The organism is Paenibacillus antarcticus, from assembly GCF_001637225.1.
GTDB lineage: Bacteria > Bacillota > Bacilli > Paenibacillales > Paenibacillaceae > Paenibacillus_AQ > Paenibacillus_AQ antarcticus.
Map to the genome: position 1 here is coordinate 151,779 of NZ_LVJI01000018.1, position 20,411 is coordinate 172,189.

Consider the following 20,411-nt stretch of genomic DNA (forward strand, 5'->3'; position numbering starts at 1 on the left):
CAATATTAGGCTACCTCTTTCGACATTATTTGAGTTCTGTTACATGATTGCCATATTGTTTACTTATAAATTCAATTTATTCAATCCTTTAATTAGTCATTTGCTAACTTCCTTGGTAGATTTGTCTCCAAATAAGTTAATGCATTACCAAACAACCAAGAATTCACTTGCTTCTCCGAATAATATTGTAGTAATAGTTCAGCCAATTTTGGGTACTTCCCTGGATGCTCTAACCCTTCAATCCAAGAATCAATCCCATCGAAATCAGAACCGAACATTAAGTGTTTCTCTGCTCCAAGCTCACACATATGTTCAATGTGAGGTATTAGATCCCGAGGAGTTACTACGCTCACACCTTCCTTAACAAACATTGGTACAAAAGTTAGGCCAATTCTGCCATCTATTTCTACAATTGCTTGAATTTGTGTATCACTCAAATTTCGAGCATGTGAACATATAGCATAAGCATTCGAATGAGATGCAATAAACGGCCTCTTGGTCATTGATACTAATTCCCAGAACCCTCCTTGAGACAAATGGGATACATCTAACAACATCCCTATATCATTGCACAATTCAACAAGTTGTCTTCCTTTTCTTGTAAACCCTCCATTCCTTGGTTCAAGTACACCATCCGCAGCCCAATTCGCATAATTCCACGTTAATCCAAGAAATCGTACGCCTAACTCATACGCCGTCTTCACATTAAACATATTACCCTCCAGCCCATCCGCACCTTCGATCGACAGCATACCCCAAGGTTTCCCATTACCAATCTGATTCACTTCTTCCTTCCAACGGAGCCATTCTACACCATTTCCCACTGGGATGACCCGATTACGAAAGACGTCAATGCCGTTCAATATATATTCAAATCGAGGTCGCCCCCACTTCTCTGACAAATAAATAGCGAAACACTGAAGCATAACCTCACCTTGTTGTAATCGTTCATATGTAACATCTAGTCTATTATCATTTAAAAAAGTCATCGTCGTATTTTCTGTCATTTTAGAGAGTACATCACAATGAAAATCCACCACACCTGCCATGTATGCTTCAACTCCCTTAGCATGTTATAGCTATGCAAGAAGAAACGGCTGCACCATCCCTTAAGGGCGGGGGCGCCGTCACTTCAGAAATATAAGAGTAACGTATCCAACCGTACCCTTCCTTATATTCCAAAAAAACCTGTTACCTTGGTCAAAGATAAAACTTCACCCTATGGGTAAGTTCAACCTTTTGTAAAAGTAAACAGGTTCACAACATATGAGTCACGCTTATCATCTAGGCTCAACAATTAATTTAATTGCCGTACGATCTTCCCCATCAATCACAATGTCCGTAAATGCTGGAATACAGATTAAATCGACTCCGCTAGGTGCAACAAATCCCCGGGCAATAGCTACTGCTTTTACTGCTTGATTCAAAGCACCGGCTCCAATCGCTTGTAATTCAGCAACGCCGCGTTCACGCAGAACACCAGCAAGCGCACCAGCAACCGAATTAGGATTGGACTTAGCTGAAACTTTTAATACATCCATAGGTTGATCCTCCCCTGGGAATGATGATGGTTCACATCCACATACTAGATGTTATTTCCGAGGAGGAGAAAAAATACCTTCTTTTTGTTATTCCATAATCCACTGATCTTCTTCCAAGCGAATCTTCTCTATTTTTGTAGCCTTACCTGTTGCCTCATCAATTTGTACAAATACACCATGGAAGTGCCATTTCCCTGTATCTACTACGAAGCGTACCGGCAATTGGGTCTCAAACTTATGAATGACCGCTTCTCTTTCCATACCTAAAGCTCCGTCTCTAGGTCCAACCATACCCGCATCCGTTAAATATGCCGTACCACCCGGCAAGATTCGATCATCGTTACTCTGAACATGCGTGTGGGTTCCCACAACAAGAGATACTCGTCCATCTAAATGCCAACCCATGCATATCTTCTCAGAAGTCGCTTCGGCATGGAAATCAACCAAGATGCACTTATGTTTCTTGCGTAATTCTTCAACAATTTCATCACTTTTACGAAACGGACAGTCACTTGGAGGGAGAAAAGTACGCCCTTGTAAATTAACGATCGCAAGTTCTTTACCATTCGCTTTAATAACGGTATGTCCAAGTCCAGGCGTCCCCGGTGGAAAGTTAGCCGGACGAATCATTCGTGGTTCATCATCTATAAATTCAAATATATCTTTATTATCCCACGTATGATTACCCATGGTAATCCCATGGACACCCCAATTATAGAAATCATTTGCAATGGACTCTGTAATTCCTCGTCCAGCAGCTGAATTCTCACCATTCGCAATTATGATGTGTGGGTTATATTTAGATTTCAAAACGGGCAACATAGCTTTAAGTGCTTTTCTTCCAACTTCTCCAACAATATCTCCAATAAATAAAACGTTAATTTCCGTTCTCCTCCTTCAATATAAACAATATGAAAAGTGGCCCCAATGTGGCCACTTTTCATATTTAACATTATTTAGCGTACTCAACCGCACGAGTTTCTCGGATGACAGTTACTTTAATATGTCCTGGATAATCCAATTCATTCTCGATCATCTTCGTAATGTCACGTGCTAGACGGAACGATTCAACATCATCAATCTTCTCTGGATGTACCATTACGCGAACTTCACGTCCTGCTTGGATGGCAAAGGATTTCTCCACACCTTCAAATGATTCAGCGATCGCTTCCAACTTCTCGAGGCGCTTAATGTAAGTCTCCAATGTCTCTCTACGTGCTCCGGGTCTAGCAGCTGACAAAGCATCTGCTGCGCCCACCAACATAGCAATGACCGAAGTTGCTTCGACATCTCCATGGTGAGAAGCAATACTGTTAAGAACTACTGGATGTTCCTTGTATTTCTTCGCTAGTTCCACGCCAATTTCAACGTGTGATCCTTCCACTTCATGATCCAGCGCTTTACCGATGTCATGCAATAGTCCTGCACGTTTAGCCAGTACTATGTCTTCCCCAAGCTCTCCTGCCATCAATCCTGTTAGATAAGCGACCTCCATAGAGTGCTTCAGAACGTTCTGACCATAGCTTGTACGGAATTTCAAGCGACCCATAATTTTAATTAGATCAGGATGTAATCCATGTACACCTACCTCGAAGGTAGCTTGCTCACCGTACTCACGGATCCGTTCGTCTACTTCTTTACGGGACTTCTCGACCATTTCCTCAATACGCGCTGGGTGAATTCGACCATCAGCTACTAATTTCTCTAGGGCCGTACGAGCGATTTCTCGGCGAATCGGATCAAATCCTGACAGAATAACAGCTTCCGGCGTATCATCGATAATAAGGTCAATTCCTGTAAGGGTTTCAAGAGCACGAATATTCCGACCTTCTCGTCCGATAATTCGTCCTTTCATTTCCTCATTTGGAAGTGTCACGACAGATACTGTCGTTTCAGCAACGTGATCGGCTGCACAGCGTTGAATAGCCAATGTAATAATTTCACGTGATTTCTTATCTGCTTCTTCCTTCGCTTGTTGCTCAATGTCTTTAATCATTTGCGCAGTTTCGTGACGAACTTCTTGTTCTACATTGGTTAAGATAATACTTTTTGCATCCTCAGTAGACAAATTCGAAATTCGTTCTAACTCAGTTAATTGGCTCTTATAAATCGTATCAATTTGTTGCTGGGTTTCTTCAATTCGTTTCTCTTTGTTAGCCACTTGTTCTTCTTTACGTTCTAATGCTTCCATTTTTTTATCCAGCGACTCTTCTTTTTGCAGCAATCTACGTTCTTGCCGTTGAATTTCATTCCGGCGTTCACGAGTGTCTTTTTCAGCTTCGGACCGAATTCTATGGACTTCATCCTTAGCTTCTAGTACCGTTTCTTTCTTCACTGCTTCTGCTTCCTTCTTCGCGCTCTCCACGATTTGAACGGCAGCTTCTTCAGCACTGGAAATCTTAGCTTCTGCAATAGATTTGCGAATAAAATAACCGGCGAACCCAAAGATCACGGCTACGAAGAGAACGATCAAGACCCAAATCAAGGTATTCAACATCCTCTTCACCTCCTCGTTTGTTCCTCCAAGAAATCCTTGGAATCTTCTACAGTTGTTATTCATTACTTACTTACTTACTCATCATACTACAAATCAGTTATCAGTACAGATAATTTGTACACATTCAGATGTGTACTGTCCGCCAACCACTGGCAATAAATTCATTCATGGGAATAGCTCGACAAAATCTTTCATAAGTAAGAACCTCTTTTGGAAGGAAAAAGATTCTTCATACGAATATAGATTCTATTTCATTTTAGTATTTGTGAAAAGATATTGTCAAGGGAATCACTCTTAATCTCATGTTTTCTTACTATTCATCCTCAAAATTGTCATCATCTATATCCTGTAGTTCATCTTCTTGAATAAGTTGGTTCAGTACCCGTCTAACTTGTTCACCAGAGAAACCACGTCGCATTAGGTAAGAACCTGTCTTTCTTTTCTTATCTAACAACTCACCTTTTGTCTGATTCCACTTCTTTCTACCCATAAGAAGCGCACTCTGGTATTCCTGATCCGGACTCACCCCATCAAGTGCTTCTGCAATCAGTAATTTATCTACACCCTTTTGTCTCAGTTCTTGCCTGACCCAAGCTTTACCCTTACGTTGGCTCGTGATTCGCTGTTCTGCCCACTGCTGAGCATATATCGCATCATTAACTAGACCTTCACGAGTCAGACGCGCTAGCACGTCCTCAATGACCTCCTGCGAGGTCTCTTTCTCTTTCAGTCTAATCTGTATCTCCTTAGAGGTACGCGCCTTTCTCTCTAAGTATTTAAGAGCCTGAACATATCCCAGTTGTTTCTCATTAGATAGTACAATTTCTTCTAACTCCTGTTTCCAAAAAGTATTCCCCTTAATCATTCTGTATTTAATCATGATATCCTCATGAATCGACAGAACATGTTGTCCAAAAGATATTAGATACCTATATTTTTGTTTGGGTTCACGTTCTACGCCTGTAATAATTAACTCTTGATCCTCGGGCAATTGGGAAATAACGCTACTTTCCTGTTCTTGAAGATCATCATTCAATTCTATCATAGTCATCTTTCCTTCCTTATTCCAAGAGAATATGTACAAGACAAAGGACGCCCATTGTGATTCGTATATGGGCGTCCTTCATATAATGAAAATTCAATTCACAATAGTTATAAGATCTATTCCATTTCCAACAATTCTTGCTCTTCCAACTCATCTTTTTCTTTCTCTGAATCGCTTGGAGGAGTAAAGGTATTCGTTAAATTGCTAGCTTCCCGAATTTTATTCTCAATGGTTTCTGAGACTGCAGGATGATCCTTCAGGTATTGCTTTGTATTCTCTCTACCCTGGCCTAAACGTTCACCTTCATAAGAGTACCAAGCACCGCTCTTGTTAATAATATCCATATCTGTACCAATATCAACAATGCCGCCTTCTTTGGAAATACCTAGACCATACATTATATCAACGTCAGCCTGTTTGAAAGGTGGCGCTACTTTGTTCTTTACAACTTTAATCTTCGTACGATTACCTACAATGTCGTTCCCGTTCTTAATACTCTCTACTCTACGTACATCCAAACGCATCGTGGCATAGAACTTCAAGGCCCGTCCACCTGGCGTTGTCTCAGGATTACCAAACATAACCCCAATCTTCTCACGAAGCTGGTTGATGAAAATCGCAGTGGTCTTAGATTTACTAATAACACCTGATAGCTTCCGTAGAGCTTGAGACATCAGACGAGCTTGTAGACCCATGTGGGAGTCACCCATCTCACCTTCAATTTCTGCCTTAGGTACCAAAGCAGCAACTGAGTCAATAACAATAATATCAACTGCTCCACTACGAACCAATGCTTCAGCGATCTCTAATGCTTGTTCACCAGTATCAGGCTGTGACAGAAGTAATTCATCAATATTAACGCCCAAATTACTAGCATATTTAGGATCCAATGCATGCTCAGCATCAATGAAAGCAGCTGTTCCGCCAGCCTTCTGAGCTTCAGCGATTGCATGTAGAGCTACAGTTGTCTTACCCGATGATTCAGGACCATATACTTCAATGATACGACCTCTTGGAAATCCACCTACACCCAATGCAATATCCAATGCCAAAGACCCACTGGAAGTAACTTCCACCTGCATGTGTGTTGACTCACCTAACTTCATAATGGAACCTTTACCAAATTGTTTCTCTATTTGACGAAGCGCTACATCCAGCGCTGCACGACGATCTGACAATAGACTCACATCCTTCAATATTTATAATATAATGATACCTTGTTTCTAAACGTTTGCCAAGCATTTTTTCGAACATACATTCGTTTTTTTGAGCGATCTATTCCCCTTCCCCTTTTGTTACGGGTCTATAGGATAGAAAAAGAACCGTAGCAAAATATCTATTTTGCTACGGTTCTTCCGTATGATTATTAGTATACTACGATTGATATTGATCCTTCAACTATCGTGTTTAAAGCTTATCAGTTTACGATTATTCGCCATAAACGGTACAGCAGACTTTTAACTGTACGAACCCTGATGGTCTCTCGGTTACCTATTAAATTCAGCTCGTACACTTCCGTTTTCTTGTCCCGCTCGGCAATGGCAATATATACAAGTCCTACTGGCTTGCGCTCGGAATAAGCTGGACCCGCAACACCAGTAATTGCCAATCCATAATCCGTATCCGTAATCATTCTTACTTGTTCTGCAAGCACTTGTGCAACTTCCGCACTTACAGCTCCTGGAGCATCTTCTCCTTCAAGTAAATCGTGAGGTACGTTTAGTAACTTTTCTTTCATCTGATTAGAATAGCATACAATCCCGCCTAAGAAGACCGTCGCGCTACCTGGTACTGATGTAATTCTTTCCATCAATAGACCTCCGGTACAACTTTCCGCTGCACTTAAAGTTTTCCCCTGATCAGTCATTAGATCAACAATAGCCTTCTCTATAGGTATATCTCCACTAGCATACATATGTTCAGGAAGTAATGACTGAATCTGTTTCTCTAACGCATTGAGCTTAATCATCGCTTCTTGTTCACTAGTAGCCTTTGTTGATATCCGAACCGTGACTTCGCCCTCTTTAGCGTAAGGCGCAATAGTTGGGTCACTTTGATTCTGAATTAAATCTAACAGTCGGTCCTCAAGTAAAGATTCTCCAATACCAGCAAACTTTAACATCGAAGAATAAATTGGCATTTCATCTGTAAGTGCATGCTGCAGCAACCATGGCTTAGCCTGTTCATGGAACATAGGAGCCATTTCTTTCGGAGGGCCAGGAAGAATAATATAGTATTTCCCTTCATGTGAAAGAGCGTTACCTACTGCAAGACCTGTCGCGTTGGGAAGAGGGGTACTCCCATCAATCACCAAGGCTTGACGCCGATTATTCTCCGTCATATGCACGTCGCGCTTTGTAAAGAATTGTGCCACATGATCCATGGCAAGACGATCAATATGTAATTCCCTTCTTAAAAAAGCTGCAAGAGCATCCTTAGTTAAATCATCTTGTGTAGGCCCAATACCACCTGTTAATAGAATGATATCCGCGCGCTGACTTGCCAATTGGATGGACTCCTGAAGCCTGGTCATATTATCACCAACGACGGTTTGGAAATAAACATCAATTCCAAGCGTTGCTAATTCTACTGACAAGAATTGAGCATTTGTATTCACGATTTGTCCCAATAGTAATTCTGTACCTACTGCAATGATCTCTGCCTTCATACTTAAGAACCTCCTCTTCATATTAAAGCAAGTAAAGCTTACTCGACTCTTAGCGAAGGACGACATGTTTACGTACCGAAAATAGTTATGCCTACTCTTGAGGTGCTCACTGTTTCGAAAGAAAAGACAATAGGAAAATATCCTACTGCCCCATTTAAATCACGTATTATATCCAAATGCTAATTTCTAGACAAATTCAACAATGTCTTATTCTTAACAAAATAATCGATCCCAGAGTATAACGTGATTAAGCCCGCAGCCCAAGTCGCTATAATATCAAATGGAATATTAAGGAAAACAAACGGGAAGTTGTTAATAAGCATAACGATTATCGCAACGATCTGTATAACGGTTTTGGCTTTTCCCCAACTGCTTGCAGCAACTACCTTACCATCGAGTAAAGCAATCTGTCGAAGCCCTGTGACAGCGAACTCACGACTAATAATAATAATTGCAATCCAGCTGTCGCATTTCCCCATCTCTACAAGAGAAATAAGAATGGCAGCTACCAATAATTTGTCCGCTAAGGGATCAAGTAACTTCCCTAGATTGGTTACCATATTATTCTTACGTGCAAGATAACCATCAATTCCATCCGTACTAGCCGCAATAATAAAAATAATTACAGCGATCAGTTGGTTGTAGGGTAATTGATAGGAATGCCACACGATAGGGTTAGGATAAAAGTTAAAATCAACCAACAAAAACACCATCATAACAGGAATTAGAAATATCCTAGCTATCGTAATACGATTGGGTAGATTCACAGGATAACCTCCCTGTGTATAAACTTTGAATCCACCAAAAGTTTCTCGCAACTTAACATCATTATCTGGACTCTCTCTGTCATTCTCCATGCTCCCCCAATGATATAACCCATTATTCCCTAATAATCTTTATAAGTATAATATATGGGTTAAACAGTGTCAAAAAGGCACTCTTGCCCACCAATAAACATATCCAAATAATTATTTACATGACGGATTGTCAAGAGCTATCATATGTTATCTTGACAATCTGCCATATTAACATCTACTATTTGGCGTTCGTAAATTGAAGATCCAAAGAGAGTTCCGCTTTGCGTAAGAGCTGCATAATCGCTTGCAAATCATTTTTACTTTTACCAGTCACGCGAATTTGATCACCTTGAATCTGACTCTTCACTTTTAGTTTAGAATCACGTATCAGTACATTGATTTTTTTAGCATTATCTTGGTCAATCCCTTGTTTCAGGGTCAATTTCTGTCTTACGGTTCCCAGAGAAGCTGGTTCAATTTTACCGTATTCTACATTTTTAAGTGTTAATCCTCGTTTGACCATCTTTGACTGTAAAATATCAATAACTGCATTCAGCTTGAATTCATCATCCGAAATAATGACAAGAGCATCTTTATCTAACTTTAGACTACTCTTACTCCCTTTGAAGTCAAATCTAGTTTCAATCTCTTTTTCTGCTTGGGTGATGACATTATTCATTTCATTTAAATCAAATTTGGATACGATATCAAAAGAACTTTCTGAACTCATTATTCCACGTCCTCTCTACTGACTATCTGTCATAATATATGATTCTTGCAATGAAGTCCATGTCCAACAAAAAAGGTACTCCTTTTGAGAAAACACCTCATAGACAGGAATACCTTTTTTGAAGCATCCAAGTTATCGGGATCTAGATGGTTGTCGGAACATGTCCAACACCCCTAATACAATATGTGCGACACCAAAACCTAATATACCGTAGCCCCATGAACTCGGCGTTAAATAATAGCCAAGAAGACTAACTATAATGCCCAACCCTGTCACAATCCAGCTTACTGTCATATACAACGCCTCACTCATCTTGGAAGTAAAAAGACTCAAACACCAATTTCAGCCTTATTATTTCCGATAAAAGTGATCCTTATTCGCCTGAACCTACATTAGACTTTCTACGGTGTTATTTCTGTAGTTGCATCTGTAGTTGCATCTGTAGTTGTGTCTGTAGTTGTGTCTGTAGTTGCATCTGTAGTTGTGTCAGACCCCTGACTTGTAGTCTCACGCTTAAGTAGAATTCTCGATGTGCTTTTTCCATCCTTTACAATCTGTCCTGCAACCATAATTTCGGTAGCTGGGGAATATCCTGACTTAATATACATTCCTTGATTGTCCATTTCAAGATTTAAAACCTCTCCGTCTTTGGTCTTACCAAAGTAAAGTTTCTCACCTTTAGAATTGCTTCCTCTATAAATCTCAACCCAACTCTCGCCTGTTGCTTTGATCACAACTGGGATTTGCGTCGTATCTGATCCTGAGACGTTAAAAATAGTATCTTTACCTTTTTTCCCCGCTTCAGTCACAGTAATTGGCTGTTCTACTGGAGGTTCTTCTACTGGAGGTTCTACCGGTAGGTCTGTTCCCGTCTGGCCATTGGTATCCGGAGGGGTAATTGCATCTCCACCATTGCCCGTAGGCTCTTTTACCGGCTCATCCTTTGGATCCTGTATGTCTCCCGTTATCTTTTGACCAGAATCCACGGTTTTATCACTTGGCTTCTCATCTAAGGAAGAAACATATAAATAAATAACAACAATGATCAAGATAGGAAAAGTCCACATTAGCACGGTAGACAACCATTTCACATTACGTTCCGTTGGAGGTCGATTACTTGAACGTTTCTGAATAACCGGTTCCATTGTCGCTTCAGGCTGAGATAATGACACTTCCTTGTGTCCTTCTAGTAATTCATCAGGATTAAGACCTACCGTCTCGGCATAAGTCTTGATAAATGCTCGAACATAGAAATTTCCTGGAAGAACTTTATAGTCACCTGCCTCGATGGCCTCTAAATATCTCTTTCGAATTTTCGTCATTTCCTGTACATCATCAAGGCTCATTCCCTTTTCGAGTCTGGCTTCCCTTAACTGCTGACCTAGTTCAGACATACCATCACCTCCTAATTCTTATGATTTTATGGGATTAGAGTTCGTTCATAAATCTTCCGTATAAGCATTCGTAAATGAATCATATACAATTTCTTCATCTGGCGTGTTTCTAAGTTCAATAATGATATCAAAATCATCAAAGGAATACTCAGACTCTTGAACAAAAATATCTGGATGTTCAATCACTTTGGTACTAGGCATACTCATAATATCCTGTAATAAATTATAGTGTTTCTCACTGGACCTTATTGTACTTACAATCCCATCAATAATAAAAACATGGTTTGGATTCATTTCATCCTCAGACAGCTGACTTCGAATCGTTTGACGAAGCAATGTTGAAGATACAAACGTCCACCGTTTCATCGCACAAACACTACCGGCTATAATAGACTCCGTTTTACCTACACGTGGCATCCCTCTTAACCCAACGACATGGTTACCTTCCCTTTTAAATATTTCACCAAGAAAATCAACAAGTAAACCCAGTTCATCTCGGGTGAACCGGAACGTTTTATGATCGTCTGAATCTCGGTCTATATACCTTCCATGACGTACCGCCAATCTATCGACAAGTTTTGGAGGTCGTAATGCAGAAACAGTTATATTATCCACCTTTTTCAGCATAGCTCCCATAAGTTGGATCTTCTCTTCATCATCGGTTTCAAGAAGCATGCCTCGAGTTTCGCCCTCTACTCCATTGATTGTAAGTATATTGACTTCCAGCATCCCAAGTAAAGAAGCAATGTCTCCCAGTAATCCTGGCCTGTTTTTATGTATCTTATATTCCATATACCACTGATTCGACTGTTTCGACTCCATTTTTAACACCTCACCTAACACGTTTCCCATATTTTCGACAAAACAGACCCCAATCCCAAACTTGGAAGAGGCTATATTTATATCGACCTATTCATGGGTCATGTTAATGATATATAAAATAAATATGAAAGGCAAGGTCATCTCTGTAATGATTGTAGAAAAGCCCCCATATGGGAGCTTTTCTCATGGAATTATGCATTTTTTTTGGCTAATTTCACCATTAATCGTGCAACAGTCTGCCGTTCTTCTTTGTTTCCAACTTCCCACAATTCCTTAAGTGCTCGGTTGGAAGGATTCTGCGGATCGACTTTTTCATCTAAGAAATCGCCGATTTCGTAAGCTAATTTAGAGATGGTATCTTCACTCATCCCCAGTTTCTCAGCTTGAACTACGCGTTCACCCAAGAACTTTTTCCATGTGTCAAAATTTCTAAGCACTGTTGATGACATATTAAATCCTCCTTAGCTGTGACGCATGAGATTTAAAATCAACAGTTGTAATATGACCTCGTTTAACCTTTATTATTCAGTTTAGAACTGGAATAATTTACTTAAGTGATCCAACCACCGTTAGGACTAATCACTTGTCCGTTAATATAGCCCGATTCCGAGAGCGCGAGAAAATATACAAGAGAAGATATTTCATCCGGCCGAGCCAATCTCCCGGCAGGTATTTCTTCTTCAAGCATTTTAATCTCTTCATCATGTAAGTGATCCATCATCGATGTATCCACTGCACCAGGAGCTACAGCATTAACTGTGATTCCGGAAGGGGCAAGTTCTTTCGCTAAGGCTTTCGTGAAAGCATTAACGCCCCCTTTGCTTGTAGAGTAAAGAACTTCACAGGAAGCACCTGAAATCCCCCATACGGATGATATGTTAATAATCCGTCCATAACGTTGGGAAACCATATGCGGCATAAAGACCTGCGTACAAAGAAACATGCCTTTAAGATTAGTAGACATTACATCATCCCATATGTCCTCTGTTACATCTGAAAGCATCCCGTAATGCGATATCCCTGCATTATTCACCAGGATATCCGGCATCAAGCCATGACTTTGAAGTTTGTCACGCATACGACATATCTGTTCTCGATCCTTCAAATCTGCCGTTACTGTTAGAACAGTCGCACCATGGGACATACACCGACGCGCCACGTCATTTGCCTCTTCATGGGACTTTCCATAATGAATAACGACATTCATACCCACTAATGCAAAACGCTCAGCAATAGCAGCTCCAATGCCCCTACTGGCCCCTGTAATCAGAACCGTCGTTTCTCCAATTGGCTTAGTCCAATCTCTCCCCACCTCATTGTTCAAGGATTAACCACGACCGATACCGCAACCTGGTTCCAGTCAATGTGCTCTTGCAAGCAATCATTTACATCATTTAATGTAATGGACTCATACACTTGTAAGACGGAGAAGAAATCGCTACCACGAAATTGATACTTAGTAAACTCATGTGCGATATTCTCGGGAGAATTCAACATCCGTAAATATCCGCCCATTTTCTTTTTGCGAGAACGTTCGAAATTAGATTCCTTAAAGCCTACCTTAACCATAACATCCACTTCTTCCCGAATTCTTTGAAGTAGCACATCGGGATCTCTTGTGTCACCACCAATGATAGAAAACGCATATTGTGGAGAACTGTTATATTCATATCCAAAGCTGTCCGAAATGAGATCTTCATCATAAAGCTTTTGATATAATGGCGTACTCGAACCAAACAGTAAATCAAGCATAATTTTGGTCGTAAGATCCCGCTTCAATAGAGCATCACCAACAAATCCCACTCGCTTCTCTTTAAAACCAAATAAACACTTAGGCATTGAGACCGTTAGTTTCTTTATACGTTTCTTCTCTGCCACTTCTACTTGTTCTTGATCAAAGAAACGTTCAATTGTGCCTTGCGGCTCATATGATTTCTTCGCTTGGTTATTTCTTACCAGTTCAAATACTTCCTCAGGCTTAACCCCACCCACTACAAATAAAAGCATATTACTCGGGTGGTAAAAAGCATTATAGCAAGAATACAATGTCTCTTTCGTAATAGTGCTAATCGACTCTACTGTACCCGCAATATCAATATGAACAGGATGAACTTTGTACATGGCTTCAATTAGACCGAAATAAACACGCCAGTCTGCATTATCCTCATACATTCCAATTTCCTGACCGATAATTCCTTTTTCTTTATCTACATTCTGATCTGTGAAATAAGGATTTTGCACAAAATTGATCAACGTCTCCAAATTATCTTCAATATTCTCTGTAGCAGAGAAGAGATACACCGTCTGATCAAAGCTCGTAAATGCATTTGCCGAAGCTCCTTGGGAAGCAAACGTGGCAAAGATATCTCCCTGAGGTTCCTCAAACATTTTATGCTCCAAGAAATGAGCAATCCCATCAGGTACTTTTACCTCATCCTGACCCTCTACACGGAAATGGTTATCAACAGATCCATATTTCGTAGCAAAAGTCGCATATGTCTTGTTGAATCCCGGTTTCGGAAGAACATACACATGGAGGCCATTATCCATGACTTCGTAATACAGTGTTTCTTGTAAATTATCGTATTGTATACTTTGCATCTGCTATTCCTCCTTCTGCCCTCTTAAGAAATAGATCGTATCCAATTCAAATGTAGCGGCTGCCTTACGAACATCCTCCACTGAAATAGCCTCGATCTGTTCAACAAGTTGATCTACTGTACGCTCTTTTCCAGATAATTGGCCATTGAAGTCAAAAGATATCATTTCAAATGCAGAGTCATCCATTTCACGCAACAAGTTGCGAATCATAGCCTTCGTCTGTGACATCTCTAATTCTGTGATTTCACCGGTTCGCATTTCCTCCAGCTGATTGCGAATAATCTCAACAGCTTTATCATAATTTTGAACCTCTATCCCTGATTGAATGGTCCCGAGTCCTTTATGACCATCGTAACGTGAAGAAGCATAATAAGCTAAGCTCTCCTTTTCTCGAACATTCAAGAACAACTTAGAGTGCGGATATCCACCGAGTATTCCGTTATACATCAGTGCAGCTGCGTAATCTTCATCTCCATACGTTATCGTAGTACGAAGACCTAAGTTCAATTTCCCTTGATTGACATCCAGTTTCTCTACGATGGTTCGAACTTCACTCACTGCAGGAGCAGACTGATTCTTTACATAACCTACAGGTTTTGTAGCATCTAAATCAAAGTGTTCTTCTACCAACTTCTTCACTTCCGCAAGTGTGGTGTCTCCTACAACATAAAGATCCATACTGGATTCGTTCAGCCAATTCAGATATGACTTATAAAGCGACTCCGCAGTAATATGATCTAGATCCTTCCGTTGTCCAAGCGGATGTAAGCGATATGGCTCATTGCGGCACATCTCTTCTAAGCAACGCTCAGCAGCATACCGAATCTTGTCATTGACAATCGACTCCATTTTTTTACGTACATTCTCTTTCTCAGCCTGTACATATGCGTTCTTGAAATGTCCATCTTCTAATACAGGACGTGTTACGACTTCGCCTAAAAATGCGAAGGATGATTCAAGAAGACTCTCTTGACTCTGTACAAACGTATCGTTAATCGTATCCATACGAAACTGAACAATTTGGTTATCGCCTCTTTTATATACATCGAACCCAAATCCTGCTCCATACAACTGTTCCAACCGTTCACGGAATTGTGTCGTCTCAGGATAGGACTCTGTTCCCCGACGTAGTACAAATGGCGTTAGCGCTGTAGCAGTCACTGTCTCCTCAGAAAGCGGGATTCCCACATATAAAGAAATAGCGAACGTTTTGAAGCGCGTGGTAGGTAATACGTGAATGCGCAGTCGACCTGCACTACCGTGTTCAAATCTTGTCTTATTCAAGGTCCCAATCTCCTTTATATCATAGATTGTTAAAGTACTCTGACAACGTAATAATATCCATTCTAACCCACCTCAAAGTGAAGAAGCAACCGAAGGCAAGCCTTCGATTGCCCCTTTTCTTGTTACATACAGAAAATATGTGCACCAATCGTTTTCACTTGAGGACGGGTCCATATCCACGGAGATGTAGCTGTCTTCGGATTAAAGTAATACAAGCATCCTCCTGAAGGATCCCATCCATTCAGAGCTTGCTGTACTGCCTTTCGCGCCTGTTCGTTAGGTTCCAAATATATTTGACCATCGGCTACCGCTGTGAACGCTCTTGGCTGAAATATAACGCCTGAAGGTGAATTGGGGAATTCAGATGACTTCACTCGATTCAAAATAACCGCTGCAACTGCTACCTGCCCTTCAAATGGTTCACCACGCGCTTCACCATACACAGCATTGGCCATGATCTTCAGATCATTCTCAGATAGTCCCATCGAATTGGCAGATCCCATCGGTGTCTTCTTATCTGACGTTTCCTTTTTTGGGGCGGTTGCAGTATTTCCTGCATTGTTCGCTGCCGAAGGCTTCCAATCTTTCGTAGCATTGTAAAGCTTCAACTGGGTCTTAGCTCCTACTATGCCATCTACCTTCATACCGAACTCAGATTGAAACCATTTAACAGACTTCAAAGTGCCAGAACCAAAGGTACTGTCAATCTTGCCTGTATAAAAACCCAAATACTTCAGTCGTCCTTGCAACTCAGATACATCTGTACCTGAGGTTCCAACTTTAAATACATTCGTGCTAAATACCGGTTGCGAAGGAGCGTACAACTCATTCATAGGCTCCACAGCTGCTTGAGATGTGTCATTCATAAATCCGAACACAGACATGGACAACAGAAGCACCAATCCTATAGAGATCCAGCCTTTCGTTTTGTTCATCAGTTTAGCTCTACCTTTCTGTTGTGTTTTTACAAGATGCATAAAGGTATTATGACTTGACCATTAGCTTCCTATGCATGTTACACAACAAGTAAGTAGAAACGTTCTTAAATTAGGTAACCCCTTATGTTGCATACGGACTTGAATCTACTTGAGAAATAGGAGATGTGAACGAAAAAAAGAGCTTCCCTTACTGACCATGGGAAACTCTTTTCACTTTAAGAACTCATTCTATTCTGTTGATATTGCTCCATCGATAAAAGCACTTCCCTTGGCTTGCTTCCTTCGTAGGGTCCGATAATTCCTCGTGCTTCCATGGAATCAATCAGACGTGCTGCACGCGTATAGCCTACTCGCATTCTACGTTGTAAGAGTGATACCGAAGCCTGTTTCGCCTCAAGTATAATTTGTACTGCTTGATCATAGAGTTCATCAAGCTTCTCTTCTGGATCTGAAGACGACTCCTCAATCTCTGGAACAAGAGATTCATCGTAAACAGCCTGACCTTGATCACGGACATAATCCACGATATTCTCTACTTCCTGATCTGTTAGATACGCGCCTTGTACACGAATCGGCTTTGATGAACCCATCGGCAGGAATAACATATCTCCACGACCTAGAAGTTTCTCAGCACCTGCCATATCAAGTATTGTTCTTGAATCCACATTAGAAGAAACTCCAAATGCAATTCTCGAAGGAATATTCGCCTTTATGACCCCTGTTATAACATCTACTGAAGGGCGTTGGGTCGCGATGATCAGGTGTATCCCTGCTGCACGGGCCATTTGAGCGAGACGAGTGATCGCCTCCTCCACATCATTAGCTGCAACCATCATTAAATCTGCAAGCTCGTCCACGATGACAACAATGTAAGGTAGTACCGCTGGTAAATTTTCTTGCATTAATTTATTGTATCCCTCAATATTGCGAGTACCTGATTTAGAGAACAACTCATAGCGTTTCTCCATCTCAACCACAATTTTTTTGAGTGCCAAGGATGCCCGCTTGGGATCAGTCACAACAGGCGCTAGAAGATGGGGGATGCCATTATAAACGTTCAGCTCGACCATCTTAGGGTCAACCATTAGGAATTTCACTTCATCAGGCTTCGCCTTATAAAGAATACTCGTTATAATTCCGTTAATACAGACCGATTTACCCGAACCTGTAGCACCTGCTACAAGAAGATGCGGCATCTTCGCAAGATTACCAATAATGGTTTGCCCTGAAATATCCCTACCGAATGCAACCGATAACTTAGACTCTGCCTCTTGGAATAATGCAGTCTCCATCACTTCACGCATCGTAACGATAGACACTTCATTATTCGGAACTTCAATTCCTATAGCAGATTTCCCAGGAATGGGAGCCTCCATCCGGATATCTTTAGCAGCAAGCGCCAATGCAATATCGTCAGTTAAGTTGACAATTCGGCTCACCTTAACCCCTATATCTGGTTGGATCTCATACCGAGTAACCGCAGGCCCACGTACTACTTCTATGACTTTTGCGCGTACACCGAAACTCTCAAGCGTAGCCTCAAGTTTACGGGCTGTTTGCATGTAATCATTCTGATCTCCGGCCTTCCCAGCATTACTAGGTTTGCCAAGTAGACGGAAGGGAGGTAATACATAAGGTTTAGGAGGAGGTACTGGAGCAATAATCTCAAGTGAAACTTCTTCCCCATTCTCATTCATTCCCTCAGCATTGGCTTGCCCTATGACATTTCCTTCTGAAGCTTGTCCAAAAGCTAATGACGGTTCACCAGAAATCTCACCGTGATTCTTCATAATTGATTCTTTAAGATCCGCAACTTCCCGACCTGTAAAAGCCTCTTCCAAATCATCTTCATCAGCAAGTCCTTCAGCCTTCACATGTTCGAAGAAATCACGTATAATCGGAACCGTTGCTGGTGATTTGTGCTGCGAAAGATCATCCTCTCCGACAAATGTATCCGTTGGAGCGGATGAATCATCTGCTGGTAAGGGTTTTTCAACTCTTCCCCTTTTCACTTTGCGCTGAACAGGTTCGACCATTTCAATGATTTCTGAGATGTCATCAGAATCATCATCTTCTTCTGCATAAGAATTTTCAGACTTGGCACTTTTCCCACCAAACAATTGAAAGAATATAGGTGGGTTACGCTTAACTTTAGGTAAGACCACTTCATCAAAATCGTCCTCGTCCTCGTCACCAGGAAGAAGCCTTCTGTTTCTTTCCGCTAACCCTCTTGCAGGTGAAGAAGTCTTCTTCCCTACTGTCTGACGCATACTGAATTGCTTATGTACGAATGAAACGACTTTCACTACCCTAGATCGGACAATCCGCATCAAGTCAATATAGGATAAGTTCGTGACCAACATAAAACTAATAATGAACATAACGATCATTAATAACTTAGCACCCGTATTTCCAAACAACCAAAAAAGTGCAGTATACTGTATAGCCCCGACATATCCGCCACCAATATCTTTATCCATCATGGAGTGTTCAATCTGATCTGTTGAAGTCAACAATCCTCCGTGTAAGTCAGATTGTGCCTGAGCAAATATCCTACTGGAACTCAAATCCGATATAGGAGCTAATTTCCTTTCTATACTGGAAATACTACTCATTAGAGTTAAAGCGAGCACAACAAGTAATAGCCCACTTTTGCGCGTGTTCCAACGGTTCGGCCACTTCCTATTAATCATGACCATTAGTCCATAATAAACCCCTATAAGAGGAACTACAAAATAAAAGCTACCTAAAAGGAGTCCAAATATTTTGGATAGGGACCAACCGACCGTGGCTTCACCAGATAATGCAATGACAGATAGTGTAATGAGAATAATCCCATAAATTTCATATTTAAGTATACTACTTAATATTGCCTTCTTCTTTTTTCGTCTCTTGGCCAAAAAAGTCACCCCCGGTACAATATTATACCATAATTAACCGTGGGTACCTATGTTCTGTTTATCAGTCCAAAGGATCATTTTTACAAAGAAGGAATATATCGAATCATTTGTCCAGGTGCATACAAAGGATTCAAATAGTCATTTAAAGAACAATTCAAAAGTCTCACAATCTGTGCATTACCTTGATCCATTGGCATAACCTGCATTAGAATACTTTCAACAATGACCTCAACGGTTGCTTCAGTCTCTTTGAAACTACCTTCCCAAATGACATCCATGGGCATGATCGTATATAAAGTCATTATTGAAGCCTCCCTTGCTGTTGTACTTCTTGCATCTCACTAATGAGTACATTTAATTTAGCTAAAGCCAGCCCAATGCCTCCTACTTCATCCATCAGTCCATATTTAACGGCATCTATTCCTCCAACAGCTGTTCCTATATCCCTATTCAATTCACCTGTTCTGAACATGAGTTCTTTAAATTTGTCTGCAGTAATTCTTGAATGTGAAGTTACAAATTGAACGACTCTTTCCTGCATTTTCTCCATATATTCAAACGTCTGTGGAACACCAATGACTAGACCATTAAGGCGGATTGGATGTATTGTCATCGTTGCACTTTCAGCGATAATAGAGTAACTCGAGGCAACGGCAATGGGTACACCAATACTATGTCCTCCACCAATCACGACTGTCACCGTTGGCTTCGTAAGGGATGCGATCATCTCCGCAATAGCAAGTCCAGCTTCTACATCTCCACCAACCGTATTAAGAACAATAACTAGACCCTTCACTTCCTTACTTTGTTCCGCCGCTACAAGTTGAGGGATGATGTGTTCATATTTAGTTGTTTTATTTTGTGGAGGTAGTATGACATGTCCTTCAATTTGACCAATAATCGTCATGCAAAATATGTTAGATTCAGTATCGGGTACTGCTGTTTGTCCTAAATGCTCTATCGTATTGACCACTTGGGCATCGGTAGTAGCACCATGTTGCTGATCAGGTGGTTCAGTCTCAGAATGTTCTTTCGGGATTTGTCCAGTCTTCTCATCATTGGATGGCTTCGCCATATTATTATCATCTTCCTTTCATCATACGAGTCGTAACCATGCCTAGCTAGTATGGGAGAAAAGACACTACATTTATACTATGTATTAACACTTTAAATTCAAGGTAATTCACAACTTCT

20 protein-coding genes are annotated in these 20,411 nt (G+C 40.9%); all 20 read right to left on the bottom strand.

The window, feature by feature from the left end:
* Positions 1–92 precede the first annotated feature (92 nt).
* A complete protein-coding gene (locus PBAT_RS13930) occupies positions 93–1,049 on the bottom strand; it encodes a dipeptidase (protein WP_068650571.1) in 957 nt (318 codons plus the stop codon).
* 231 nt (positions 1,050–1,280) lie between these two features.
* A complete protein-coding gene (locus tag PBAT_RS13935; RefSeq protein WP_068534754.1) occupies positions 1,281–1,541 on the bottom strand; it encodes a stage V sporulation protein S in 261 nt (86 codons plus the stop codon).
* A gap of 87 nt (positions 1,542–1,628) precedes the next feature.
* Positions 1,629–2,423 carry a TIGR00282 family metallophosphoesterase gene (locus PBAT_RS13940; protein ID WP_068650572.1) on the bottom strand — a complete coding sequence of 265 codons (795 nt, stop codon included), beginning with the start codon at positions 2,421–2,423 and terminating at the stop codon, positions 1,629–1,631.
* A gap of 70 nt (positions 2,424–2,493) precedes the next feature.
* A complete protein-coding gene (gene rny / locus PBAT_RS13945; protein ID WP_139331637.1) occupies positions 2,494–4,038 on the bottom strand; it encodes a ribonuclease Y in 1,545 nt (514 codons plus the stop codon).
* Between the two features lie 313 nt (positions 4,039–4,351).
* Positions 4,352–5,089: a regulatory protein RecX gene (locus tag PBAT_RS13950; RefSeq protein ID WP_420848775.1), complete on the bottom strand. Its 738-nt coding sequence runs from the start codon at positions 5,087–5,089 to the stop codon at positions 4,352–4,354.
* Positions 5,090–5,199: 110 nt separating this feature from the next.
* Positions 5,200–6,261: a recombinase RecA gene (gene recA, locus PBAT_RS13955; RefSeq protein ID WP_068650573.1), complete on the bottom strand. Its 1,062-nt coding sequence runs from the start codon at positions 6,259–6,261 to the stop codon at positions 5,200–5,202.
* 239 nt (positions 6,262–6,500) lie between these two features.
* A complete protein-coding gene (locus PBAT_RS13960) occupies positions 6,501–7,751 on the bottom strand; it encodes a competence/damage-inducible protein A (protein ID WP_068650574.1) in 1,251 nt (416 codons plus the stop codon).
* 179 nt (positions 7,752–7,930) lie between these two features.
* Complete coding sequence (gene pgsA, locus PBAT_RS13965) at positions 7,931–8,518, bottom strand: CDP-diacylglycerol--glycerol-3-phosphate 3-phosphatidyltransferase (protein WP_068650723.1); 588 nt, start codon at positions 8,516–8,518, stop codon at positions 7,931–7,933.
* Positions 8,519–8,786: 268 nt separating this feature from the next.
* Positions 8,787–9,278: a YajQ family cyclic di-GMP-binding protein gene (locus PBAT_RS13970; protein ID WP_068580276.1), complete on the bottom strand. Its 492-nt coding sequence runs from the start codon at positions 9,276–9,278 to the stop codon at positions 8,787–8,789.
* A 132-nt stretch (positions 9,279–9,410) separates the two neighbouring features.
* Positions 9,411–9,572 (bottom strand): hypothetical protein, encoded by a 162-nt coding sequence (locus tag PBAT_RS25620; protein WP_169810121.1) that lies wholly within the window; start codon positions 9,570–9,572, stop codon positions 9,411–9,413.
* 107 nt (positions 9,573–9,679) lie between these two features.
* The gene (locus tag PBAT_RS13975) at positions 9,680–10,672 is read right to left on the bottom strand and encodes a helix-turn-helix domain-containing protein (RefSeq protein ID WP_068650575.1); all 993 of its coding nucleotides are present in this window, start codon (positions 10,670–10,672) and stop codon (positions 9,680–9,682) included.
* A 45-nt stretch (positions 10,673–10,717) separates the two neighbouring features.
* Entirely contained in the window at positions 10,718–11,494 is a 777-nt protein-coding gene (locus PBAT_RS13980) for a DUF3388 domain-containing protein (RefSeq protein WP_068650576.1), read from the bottom strand.
* A 191-nt stretch (positions 11,495–11,685) separates the two neighbouring features.
* A complete protein-coding gene (locus PBAT_RS13985) occupies positions 11,686–11,943 on the bottom strand; it encodes a DUF3243 domain-containing protein (RefSeq protein WP_068650577.1) in 258 nt (85 codons plus the stop codon).
* Positions 11,944–12,044: 101 nt separating this feature from the next.
* Complete coding sequence (gene ymfI / locus PBAT_RS13990; RefSeq protein WP_149466316.1) at positions 12,045–12,818, bottom strand: elongation factor P 5-aminopentanone reductase; 774 nt, start codon at positions 12,816–12,818, stop codon at positions 12,045–12,047.
* A complete protein-coding gene (gene yfmH / locus PBAT_RS13995) occupies positions 12,815–14,095 on the bottom strand; it encodes an EF-P 5-aminopentanol modification-associated protein YfmH (RefSeq protein WP_068650578.1) in 1,281 nt (426 codons plus the stop codon). Before yfmH ends, ymfI begins: the two co-directional genes overlap by 4 nt.
* A gap of 3 nt (positions 14,096–14,098) precedes the next feature.
* A complete protein-coding gene (gene yfmF, locus PBAT_RS14000; RefSeq protein ID WP_068650579.1) occupies positions 14,099–15,379 on the bottom strand; it encodes an EF-P 5-aminopentanol modification-associated protein YfmF in 1,281 nt (426 codons plus the stop codon).
* 122 nt (positions 15,380–15,501) lie between these two features.
* Entirely contained in the window at positions 15,502–16,314 is an 813-nt protein-coding gene (gene sleB, locus PBAT_RS14005; RefSeq protein WP_068650725.1) for a spore cortex-lytic enzyme, read from the bottom strand.
* Positions 16,315–16,532: 218 nt separating this feature from the next.
* Entirely contained in the window at positions 16,533–19,217 is a 2,685-nt protein-coding gene (locus PBAT_RS14010) for an FtsK/SpoIIIE family DNA translocase (RefSeq protein ID WP_068650580.1), read from the bottom strand.
* A gap of 80 nt (positions 19,218–19,297) precedes the next feature.
* The gene (locus PBAT_RS14015; RefSeq protein ID WP_068650581.1) at positions 19,298–19,519 is read right to left on the bottom strand and encodes a YlzJ-like family protein; all 222 of its coding nucleotides are present in this window, start codon (positions 19,517–19,519) and stop codon (positions 19,298–19,300) included.
* Entirely contained in the window at positions 19,519–20,292 is a 774-nt protein-coding gene (locus PBAT_RS14020) for a ClpP family protease (RefSeq protein ID WP_068650582.1), read from the bottom strand. The genes PBAT_RS14015 and PBAT_RS14020 overlap by 1 nt, the downstream gene beginning before the upstream one ends.
* Positions 20,293–20,411 lie beyond the last annotated feature (119 nt).